The organism is Gemmobacter aquatilis (genome assembly GCF_900110025.1).
Lineage (GTDB): Bacteria > Pseudomonadota > Alphaproteobacteria > Rhodobacterales > Rhodobacteraceae > Gemmobacter > Gemmobacter aquatilis.
Genome location: NZ_FOCE01000001.1, coordinates 404,576 through 413,371 on the forward strand (window position 1 = coordinate 404,576; position 8,796 = coordinate 413,371).

The 8,796-nt window shown below is 62.9% G+C and carries 8 protein-coding genes; 3 read left to right on the forward strand and 5 right to left on the reverse strand.

Annotated elements, in window-relative coordinates; all coding sequences use genetic code 11:
* Positions 1–2: 2 nt before the first annotated feature.
* Positions 3–458, forward strand: coding sequence for an Lrp/AsnC family transcriptional regulator (locus BMX43_RS01975; RefSeq protein ID WP_091296011.1), 456 nt, complete (start codon positions 3–5; stop codon positions 456–458).
* A gap of 81 nt (positions 459–539) precedes the next feature.
* Here BMX43_RS01975 and BMX43_RS01980 read toward each other — a convergent pair whose 3' ends face one another.
* Complete coding sequence (locus tag BMX43_RS01980) at positions 540–1,904, reverse strand: dicarboxylate/amino acid:cation symporter (protein ID WP_091296013.1); 1,365 nt, start codon at positions 1,902–1,904, stop codon at positions 540–542.
* Between the two features lie 202 nt (positions 1,905–2,106).
* Here BMX43_RS01980 and BMX43_RS20345 point away from each other — a divergent pair, with 202 nt between their 5' ends.
* Both BMX43_RS20345 and BMX43_RS01990 read left to right on the forward strand, forming a co-directional pair.
* Positions 2,107–3,753, forward strand: coding sequence for a sensor histidine kinase (locus BMX43_RS20345; protein WP_281243103.1), 1,647 nt, complete (start codon positions 2,107–2,109; stop codon positions 3,751–3,753).
* Positions 3,750–5,084, forward strand: a complete 1,335-nt coding sequence (locus BMX43_RS01990; RefSeq protein WP_091296019.1) for a sigma-54-dependent transcriptional regulator — start codon at positions 3,750–3,752, stop codon at positions 5,082–5,084. Before BMX43_RS20345 ends, BMX43_RS01990 begins: the two co-directional genes overlap by 4 nt.
* Positions 5,085–5,220: 136 nt before the next feature.
* Here BMX43_RS01990 and arsJ read toward each other — a convergent pair whose 3' ends face one another.
* The 4 genes from arsJ to BMX43_RS02010 form a co-directional block, all read right to left on the reverse strand.
* Complete coding sequence (gene arsJ, locus BMX43_RS01995; protein WP_091297082.1) at positions 5,221–6,459, reverse strand: organoarsenical effux MFS transporter ArsJ; 1,239 nt, start codon at positions 6,457–6,459, stop codon at positions 5,221–5,223.
* A 72-nt stretch (positions 6,460–6,531) separates the two neighbouring features.
* Positions 6,532–7,542 carry an ArsJ-associated glyceraldehyde-3-phosphate dehydrogenase gene (locus tag BMX43_RS02000; RefSeq protein ID WP_091296022.1) on the reverse strand — a complete coding sequence of 337 codons (1,011 nt, stop codon included), beginning with the start codon at positions 7,540–7,542 and terminating at the stop codon, positions 6,532–6,534.
* Between the two features lie 7 nt (positions 7,543–7,549).
* Positions 7,550–8,377: a metalloregulator ArsR/SmtB family transcription factor gene (locus BMX43_RS02005; RefSeq protein WP_091296025.1), complete on the reverse strand. Its 828-nt coding sequence runs from the start codon at positions 8,375–8,377 to the stop codon at positions 7,550–7,552.
* Between the two features lie 81 nt (positions 8,378–8,458).
* A partial coding sequence (locus BMX43_RS02010; protein WP_245749343.1) for a hypothetical protein occupies positions 8,459–8,796 on the reverse strand: 338 nt, incomplete at its 5' end.

Below are 8,796 nucleotides of genomic sequence, written 5' to 3' on the forward strand. Positions count from 1 at the left end.
CCATGGATCAGATCGACCGCAAGATCGTCACCGAACTGCAGCGCGACGCCACCCTGCCCATCGCGCAACTGGCCGACCGGGTAGGGCTGTCGCAGACCCCGTGCTGGAAACGGGTGCAGAAGCTGGAAGGGGCCGGGGTCATCCTTGGCCGGGTGGCGCTGGTCGATCCCGCCAAGCTGGGGTTGGGCCTGACCGTGCTGGCCGAGATCGAAGCGCTGGATCATACCGCCGACTGGCGCGAAACCTTCATGGCCGCCGTGGCAAAGATCCCCGAGATCATGGAGGTGCTGCGGCTGGGCGGTGCCTCGGATTATCTGCTGCGCATCGTGGTGGCGGACATGGCAGCCTATGACGCGATCTATATGCGGCTGGCCGAAACGGTGCCGCTGCGCAGCATCACCTCGAAATTCGTGATGGAAACGGTGATGAAGCGCGCCTGCCTGCCGGTGATCTGCTGAACGCTTGCAGGGGAGCAGGCCCGCAAGCGCAGACGGCCGCGCCGGTAAGGGCGCGGCCGTTTCAGGCAGGGGCGGGCGTGTTCAGTCGGCGCTGGCCTCGCCCAGTTGCAGGCCCGCCGGGGCGTGCAGATCGCCGGGTCCCGCAAAGGGTGCGCGCGGGGCGTCACCATTCAAGGCGGCGTTGAAGGCGGTGCGGTCCAGTGCGCCTTCCCAGCGGCTGACCACCACCGTCGCTACGGCATTGCCGATGAAGTTGGTGATAGAGCGGCATTCCGACATGAAACGATCCACGCCCAGAATGATCGCCATGCCCGCAATCGGCACCGTCGGCACGACCGACAGGGTGGCGGCCAGCGTGATGAACCCGGCCCCGGTCACCCCGGCGGCGCCTTTCGACGACAGCATGGCGACCAGCAGCAGCAGGATTTGCTGTTCCAGCGACAGCGCGGTGTTGGTGGCCTGTGCGATGAACAGGGCTGCCAGCGTCATGTAGATATTGGTGCCATCCAGATTGAAGGAATAGCCGGTCGGCACGACAAGTCCCACGACGGGGCGGGCGCAGCCGGCTTTCTCCATCTTCTCCATCAGGCTGGGCAGCGCAGATTCCGAAGAAGACGTGCCCAGAACCAGCAGGATTTCAGCTTTCAGATAGCTGATCAGCCGGAAGATCGAAAAGCCGTTGGCAACGCAGACCAGCCCGAGGATCACGATGATGAAGACGGCGGCGGTCAGATAGAAGGTGCCGACGAGCGCGGCGAGGTTGATGATCGAGCCCACGCCATATTTGCCGATGGTGAAGGCAAAAGCCCCGAAAGCACCGATCGGGGCGGCCTTCATCAGGATGTCCACCACGCGGAACACGACATGGCTGGCCGCTTCGAACAGGGTGATGACCGGGCGGGCTTTCTCGCCCACAAGGATCAGGCCCACGCCAAAGATGATGGCGATGAACAGCACCTGCAGGATGTTACCCTCGACAAAGGCCGAGGTGAAGGTGGTCGGGATCACATCCAGCACAAAGCCGGTGAGCGTGGTTGCATGCGCCTTGGAGGCGTATTCGGTCACCTTGCCCGCATCCAGCGAGGCCACGTCGATGTTCATGCCCGCGCCCGGCTGCACCACATTGGCCACGATCAGCCCGACGATCAGCGCAAGGGTGGAGAAGGTCAGGAAATAGGCCATGGATTTCCACAGCACCGACCCCACACCCTTCAGGCTGCCCATCCCGGCCAGACCCGTGACGATGGTCAGGAAGATCACCGGCGAGATGATCATCTTGACCAGTTTGATGAACCCGTCCCCCAACGGTTTCAGCGACACGCCGAGATCGGGCTGGAAATGCCCGATGAAAGCGCCGATGGTGATTGCCAGGATGACCTGAAAATACAGGTGCCGATAGAATGGCCGTGGGGCCGGTAGGGCGGGTGTCGCGTGATCCAGATGCATGTGGTCTCCTCCAACCTGCAATGTCAGTTTTGTGATGCCTCAGCATACGGAGGTGCCGCTGGATGACCAAAAAAGCCGCAGATTTCGGTAATTCCTTGATTCATCGGGCGATCAGTGAAAGAACGTGCGGTGCAAGTGTTTCATTTTCCGCACATGAATTTTCATCATGTGCGGAAATTCGCACATAGATTCCGGGTATCCCATGCTGCGCCGCCCGCTTCATATTGGCCTTGCGCTGCTTGTGGCGCTGATCTGTCTGGCGGGAACCTATCGCCTTGCAGGCACCGCCGCCTTGGCCCGGTTGACACAAGACCTGCAGTTCAGCGCGCAATCGCGGGCGCAGGCGCTGACGGCAGAGTTGGACAAGCAACGCGCAGTGGCAGGTATCCTTGCCGATGACGGGCTGATCATCGCGGGGCTGCGCCTGCCGACCGCGCCGCAGATCGAGGCGATGTCGCGCAAGCTGGAACGGTTGCGGCAAGAGACGGCCAGCACCGTGATCTATGTGCTGGATCTGCGCGGGGTGGCCGTTGCGGCTTCGAACTGGGATGAGCCCGTGTCTTTCGTGGGCGAGGATTACAGTTTTCGCGACTACTTCATTCACGCGCTGCGGGATGGCACGGCGCAGCAATTTGCGCTGGGCACGGTCAGCCACCGGCCGGGGCTGTATCTGTCGCATCGCGTGATGGAGGGCGGGCAAACGGTCGGGGTCGTGGTCGTCAAGGTGGAGTTTGATGCGATCGAGGCGACCTGGATGCGGGCAGGCGAGGTGACGCATGTGGTGGACGGCGCGGGGCAGATCCTGCTGACCACGCGGCCGAACCTGCGCTTTCAACCGATGCCGCCTGATAACGGCTCGGATCTGCAGATCAGTCTGGGTCTGCCAGCCACCCAATGGCAGTTGGTGATCCGCAGTTCACTGGCGCCGGTGCGGCAGGTGGCGGCCTTGGCGGCGGTGGCGATGGCGCTGGCGCTGGTGGTCGCGGCTTTCATGCTGGCGCGGCTGGGTCGCCGCAGGCGCCGCGCCGCTGCGGCTGTCGAGGCCGAGCGCCGCTATCGCGCGGATCTGGAGCGCGAGGTGGCCGACCGTACCCGCGCCCTGTCAGCCGAGATGCAGGAGCGGGAGGCGGCGGAGCAACGGCTGCGCAGCCTGCAGGGCGATCTGGTGCAGGCCAACAAACTGGCGGCGCTGGGCCAGATCACCGCAGGCGTGGCGCATGAGATCAACCAGCCACTGGCCACCATCCGGCTGTTGGCGGAAAACGCTCTGGCGCTGTTGCCTGCAGGGGTCTCGGATGTGGAGGGCAATCTGGGCACCATCGTGCGCATGTCAGATCGCATCGGCCATATCACCACCGAATTGCGCAGCTTCGCCCGCAAGGCCAGCGGCCGGACAGAGCCTGTGGCGCTGAAAGACCCTTACGACGCTTCGATCCTGCTGTCGGCCAGCCGCTTGCGGCCCAGCGATGTGCGGCTGATCCATCCGCATATCCCCCCGGATCTGAACGTCATGGCCGAAGGCGTGCGGCTGGAACAGGTGCTGGTGAACCTGTTGCAGAATGCGCATGAGGCGGTGGCGGGTGTCGCGCAGCCGGAAATCCGCGTGACGCTGCAAGAGGGACCGGACCGGGTGGTGCTGACCGTCGCAGATAACGGCCCCGGCCTTGCACCCGAGGTGGCTGCGCAGCTTTTCACGCCATTCCAGACGACCAAGCCGCAGGGCCTTGGCCTTGGGCTGGTGATTGCCCATGACATCGCGCGCGACTTTGGCGGGCGGCTCTGGGCCGATCCGCCTGCGCCGGGTCAGGGGGCCACGTTCCATCTGGAACTGCGGCGGGCACAGCCATGACAGGGCTGGTGCGGCTGGTCGATGATGACCAAGATCTGCTGGCGGCGCAGGTGCAGGGGCTGCGCATCGCGGGGTTCACGGTGGAACCGTTCAACCGCGCCGAAGACTCGCTGCGCGGCATGACGGCCGATTATCCGGGTGTTGTGCTGACCGATGTGCGGATGCCGGGCATGGACGGGTTGGACTTGTTCGCACGGTTGCAGGCCATCGACCCGGATCTTCCGGTGATGCTGCTGACCGGGCACGGGGATGTGCCGATGGCGGTGCAGGCCCTGAAGAATGGCGTCTATGATTTCCTGACCAAACCCGTAGCGCTGACCACGCTGGAGGCCACACTGCGCCGCGCGGTGGCCGCACGGCGGCTGGTGCTGGAAAACCGGATGCTGCGGCAGATGCAGGCGGCAGGGGATACGGCGGGCGGCTTGCTGATCGGCGATTCCGGGGTGATGACCCATCTGCGCGAAACGGCGCTGCGGGTGGCCGAGGCGGGGGTGGATGTGCTGATCACCGGCGACAGCGGCGTGGGAAAAGAGGCGCTGGCCCGCGCCTTGCACCGTGCCGGGCCACGCCGAGCGCGGCCCCTGGTGCAGGTCAACTGCGCCACGATCAACGAAGAGCGGTTCGAGTCAGAGTTTCTTGGTATCGAGGCGGGTCTGCGCGGCGAGCTGTCGCGGGTGGCCCGCCGCCCCGGGCGACTGGAACGGGCGCATCGCGGCACGCTGTTTCTTGACGGGATCGAGGCCTTGTCGCCCGCCCTTCAGGCCCGCTTCCTGACACTGATCGAAGCGCGCGAGATCTGGCTGCCAGGGGCCGAGGCGGCCCGCCCGCTGGATATGCAGGTGATCGCAACGAGCCGCGCCGATCTGGCGCAACTGGTGCGCACAGGTGCTTTCCGGGCGGATCTGTTCTATCGGCTGAGCGGGGTGCTGCTGCATGTGCCGCCGCTGGCCGACCGTCGGTCGGATGTCCCTTTGCTGTTCCAGCATTTCCTGCTGGCTGCCGCTGCCCGGCTGAAACGCCCGGTGCCGCCGCTGACACCGGAACTGACGGCGCATCTTGCCGCGCATGACTGGCCGGGCAATGTGCGTGAATTGCTGCATTATGCCGAACGCTATGCCCTGGGTCTCGACGCCGGGCCCGCGCCGGGCCTCGAGGCTGCGGCGGGCCTGTCGGATCAGGTGGCCCGGTACGAGGCGCATCTGATCCGCGATGCGCTGCGGCTGAGCCGGGGTAATGCAACGGCGGCCATGGCGCGGCTGAAACTGCCGCGCAAGACTTTTTACGACAAGCTAACCCGTCACGGCATCCGCAGCGAAGATTTCCGCCACTGACAGAATCCGGGTACACCCTGCGGGATAGGCGGCACCGCTCTGCTACCCGGTACCAGCCGGGGATGCAGCGGCGCATTCTGCCTGCTAGGCGCGTTGGTGAAAATGAATTTCATCAATGTATTGATAGGATGTTCGCTTACCGCAATAGGCGGGCAGAAAACCAACTTGCCCCGGCCATCACCCCCGCCGTGGCCAGACAGAGCGGCAGCCCGCCCAGTTGATAGCTCACGCCCGACAGCAAAGTACCCAGAAGCCGCCCCGCCGCATTCGCCATATAGTAGAATCCGACATCCATGGTTACCCGGTCCTCACCAGAAAAGGCAAGGATCAGGTAAGAATGGACCGAGGAATTCACTGCGAAGACATACCCGAACAGCAAGAGGCCCGCCGTGATCGTCAGTGTCAGCCAGAGCGCGGGTTCCCCTGCGACAAGAGCGGCCAAGGCCAACGCAAAGGGAATGGGTGTCAGCCACGCTGCCCAGGCAATGGCTTTGCCAATAATCTCGGATTCGGGCCTGCCCTTGGCATTCAGCAGCGTGGGGGCCGCAGCCTGTACCGCACCATAGGCGATGATCCACAGCGCCATGAATCCTCCGATCAGAAAGAATGCCGCGCGGCGGCTGTCAGGGGTGCCGTCTGACAGGATGGACTGAAAGTAGAGCGGGATGCCCACCACAAACCACACATCCCGCGCGCCGAACAGGAACATCCGTGCAAGCGAAAGCCGGTTGATCCGTGTATCGGTGGACCAGACCGCAGAGAACTTCGCGCCCTTGTTTCCTGCGGGCAGTCCCGGCGGCAGAAAAGCCGCGACCGCGATCAGGATCACGGCCAGAACTCCCGCCATGCCCCAGATGGCAGCATCAAAACCAACGACCGCCAAAAGCGCCGCACCCAGAAAAAACCCTAACCCCTTGACGGCGTTCTTTGACCCGGTCAGCAGTGCCACCCAGCGGAACAGTGTGCCATCCCCTTTCGGCGCCAGCAGCTTGACCGCCGATTTTGACGACATCTTGGCCAGATCCTTGGCGACGCCACTGGCCCCCTGCACCGCCATCACGAACAGGACCGAGGCACCCACGCTCCATGCCGGATCAAGCTGCGTCAACACGGACAGCGCGGCAATCTGCAGCCCCAGCCCCGCATAAAGCGTGACAGCCAGCCCAAAACGCGCGGCAATCCAGCCGGCTGCCAGATTCGTCACCATCCCGGCCGCCTCATACAGCAGAAACAGCCAGGCAAGCTGGATCGGGCTGAAGCCCAGCCCGTTGAAATGCAGGAGGACCAGCATTCGGAGTGCGCCATCGGACAACATGAACGTCCAATAGGCAGCAGTTACCGCCATATAGGCGCGGATCGGATTGGCCGTGGGCATGGGGCGCCTTTCGGAAGCCATGGTGCCGGGCGCTGTCAGCCCCGGCCCCATGGGCGCGATGAAGAAAGGGGGTCAGAGACCGGCAGAAACAAGCCGGGCCACATCTGCCAGACGGCAGGCATAGCCCCATTCATTGTCGTACCAGGCATAGATCTTCACCTGAGTACCGTTGATCACCATGGTCGATCCGGCGTCGATGATCGCCGAGCGGGGATCATCGACATAGTCGGTCGAGACGAGCGGCCGGGTTTCATAGCCAAGGATCCCGTTCAGCGGCCCCTCCGCTGCGGCCTTGAACAGACCATTGACCTCTTCGACTGTGGTGGCGCGCTCCACCTCGAAGACACAATCGGTGAGCGAGGCATTCAGCAGCGGCACGCGCACGGCATGGCCGTTCAGCCGTCCCTTCAATTCCGGGTAGATCAGGGTGATCGCCGTGGCGCTGCCCGTGGTGGTGGGGATCAGGTTCATCAGCGCCGAGCGCGCGCGGCGCATGTCCTTCGCCGGGCGGTCCACGATGGTTTGCGTGTTCGTCACGTCATGGATCGTGGTGATCGAGCCATGGCGGATGCCGATCGTCTCGTGGATCACCTTGACCACGGGGGCAAGGCAATTGGTCGTGCAACTGGCAGCGGTGACAAGATGGTGCTGCGCAGGGTCGTACAGGTGGTGGTTCACCCCATAGACAAGGTTCAGAGCCCCGCCATCCTTGACCGGAGCAGAGACGACAACCTTTTTCACGCCCGCCGCATAATAGGGCATCACTTTGGCCGCCGTCTTGAACACGCCTGTACAATCGATCACCAGATCGACACCCAACGCGGCCAGCGGCAGATCTTCGATGCGCTTTACCTGGGTCAAGAGGATGCGCTGGCCGTTCAGTGTCAGGCTTTCGGCGTCATGGGTGATGCCGGCTTTCCAGCGGCCGTGCACAGAGTCGAACTCCATCAACAGGGCGTGTTGTTCCGGGTCGCCCATCGGGTCGTTCAGCAGGACGATTTCGCCCTCGATCCCCTGTTCGATCAGGTCGCGCAGGGCAAGTTTGCCAATGCGGCCAAGTCCGTTGATTGCGATGCGGGTCATGTTTTCCTCAATCTTGGTCCAAGCCGATCCGATCCACCTGTTTTTGCAGGGCGATCCGGTCAAGCTGCTCGATCGGCAGCGCGGCGAAGGCTGTGATGCGCCGACGCAGCCCCGCATAGGTCTGCGCAAAAGCAAGGCTCTTTTCGGCGGCAGTTCCCGTCACCTTCACGGGATCAGGCAGGCCCCAATGGCCACTGATCGGTTGGCCGGGCCAAGGCGGGCATTCCTCGGCTGCGGAGGTATCGCAGACCGTGAACACGAAGTCCATTTTCGGCGCCCCATCTTTCTGAAATTCCAAAAGATGTTTGGACCGAAGCCCTTCCACATGGTGGTCATTGCGGGCCAGCACATCGAGGGCGAAGGGATTCAGTTCGGAATTGGGGCGGGTTCCTGCCGAATAGGCATTGAAACGCCCTTCACCCAGATCACGCATCAGGGCTTCGGCGAAAATTGACCGGGCCGAGTTGCCCGAACAGATGAACAGCACGTTATAGGTTTTTTGCGGCATGATCGGTTCCGGCTGGGCGAGAAAGGGTGAAGACAACTCTGGTCGGCTGCGACCGCAGTCGGCGAACAGATAGGCGATAAGCGCGGCAGCGGTTTCGATGTCGGCAGCATAGTGGATGGACCTGCCATGCCGTTCCGAACGAACAAGCCCTGCCGCTTCAAGTTCGGCAAGGTAATGCGAGAGTGTGTTCTGCTTGAGCCCCAGCGCTTCTGCGATTTCGGTTGGCCGCACCCCATGCGGGGCATGGCGCATCAGCAGGCGGAAAACCAGAAGGCGTCCGGTATGCCCAAGGGCAGAGAAGAGGCGGGTTGCTGCGTCAATTTCCATATTTCCTGAATATAAGAACCATCTGACATCTTCCAATGAAGTTTTCATGACAGGGTTGGTTGCATCGTAACCGGCCGGTTGTTACCGCGGTGACTGTGCCTTGATACGGGCGACGAGTTCTGCGTCATCGACGAAGTCGTCGAGGAAGGCGTGCCAGTTTTCGGTGGTGATGCGCGCGTCCCTGAGCATGTCTTTTAGCTCATCGATGGCATCATCGGTCAGGGCGGTGATGGTGTCGTCCGGTCCGGTATAGACGCTGATGATCGAGCCATAGCTCAGGTTGTCGTCATTGTAGACGATTGCTTCGAGAAGCTCGGGATCTTCGCCCAGCATCTTGGCGACGTAGTCGAGGGTGCAGACATGGGTAACGGTTGCCATCAGGCGGCCTCGGGTAGCGTTGCAGGAAGCGGGGACCAGTT

Coding starts and splice junctions, on each gene's coding strand:
- arsJ (WP_091297082.1), bottom strand. CDS start 6,459: ATGCCCACGGCCAATCCGATCCGCGCCTATATGGCGGTAACTGCTGCC.
- BMX43_RS01975 (WP_091296011.1), top strand. CDS start 3: ATGGATCAGATCGACCGCAAGATCGTCACCGAACTGCAGCGCGACGCC.
- BMX43_RS02000 (WP_091296022.1), bottom strand. CDS start 7,542: ATGACCCGCATCGCAATCAACGGACTTGGCCGCATTGGCAAACTTGCC.
- BMX43_RS01980 (WP_091296013.1), bottom strand. CDS start 1,904: ATGCATCTGGATCACGCGACACCCGCCCTACCGGCCCCACGGCCATTC.
- BMX43_RS02005 (WP_091296025.1), bottom strand. CDS start 8,377: ATGGAAATTGACGCAGCAACCCGCCTCTTCTCTGCCCTTGGGCATACC.
- BMX43_RS20345 (WP_281243103.1), top strand. CDS start 2,107: ATGCTGCGCCGCCCGCTTCATATTGGCCTTGCGCTGCTTGTGGCGCTG.
- BMX43_RS01990 (WP_091296019.1), top strand. CDS start 3,750: ATGACAGGGCTGGTGCGGCTGGTCGATGATGACCAAGATCTGCTGGCG.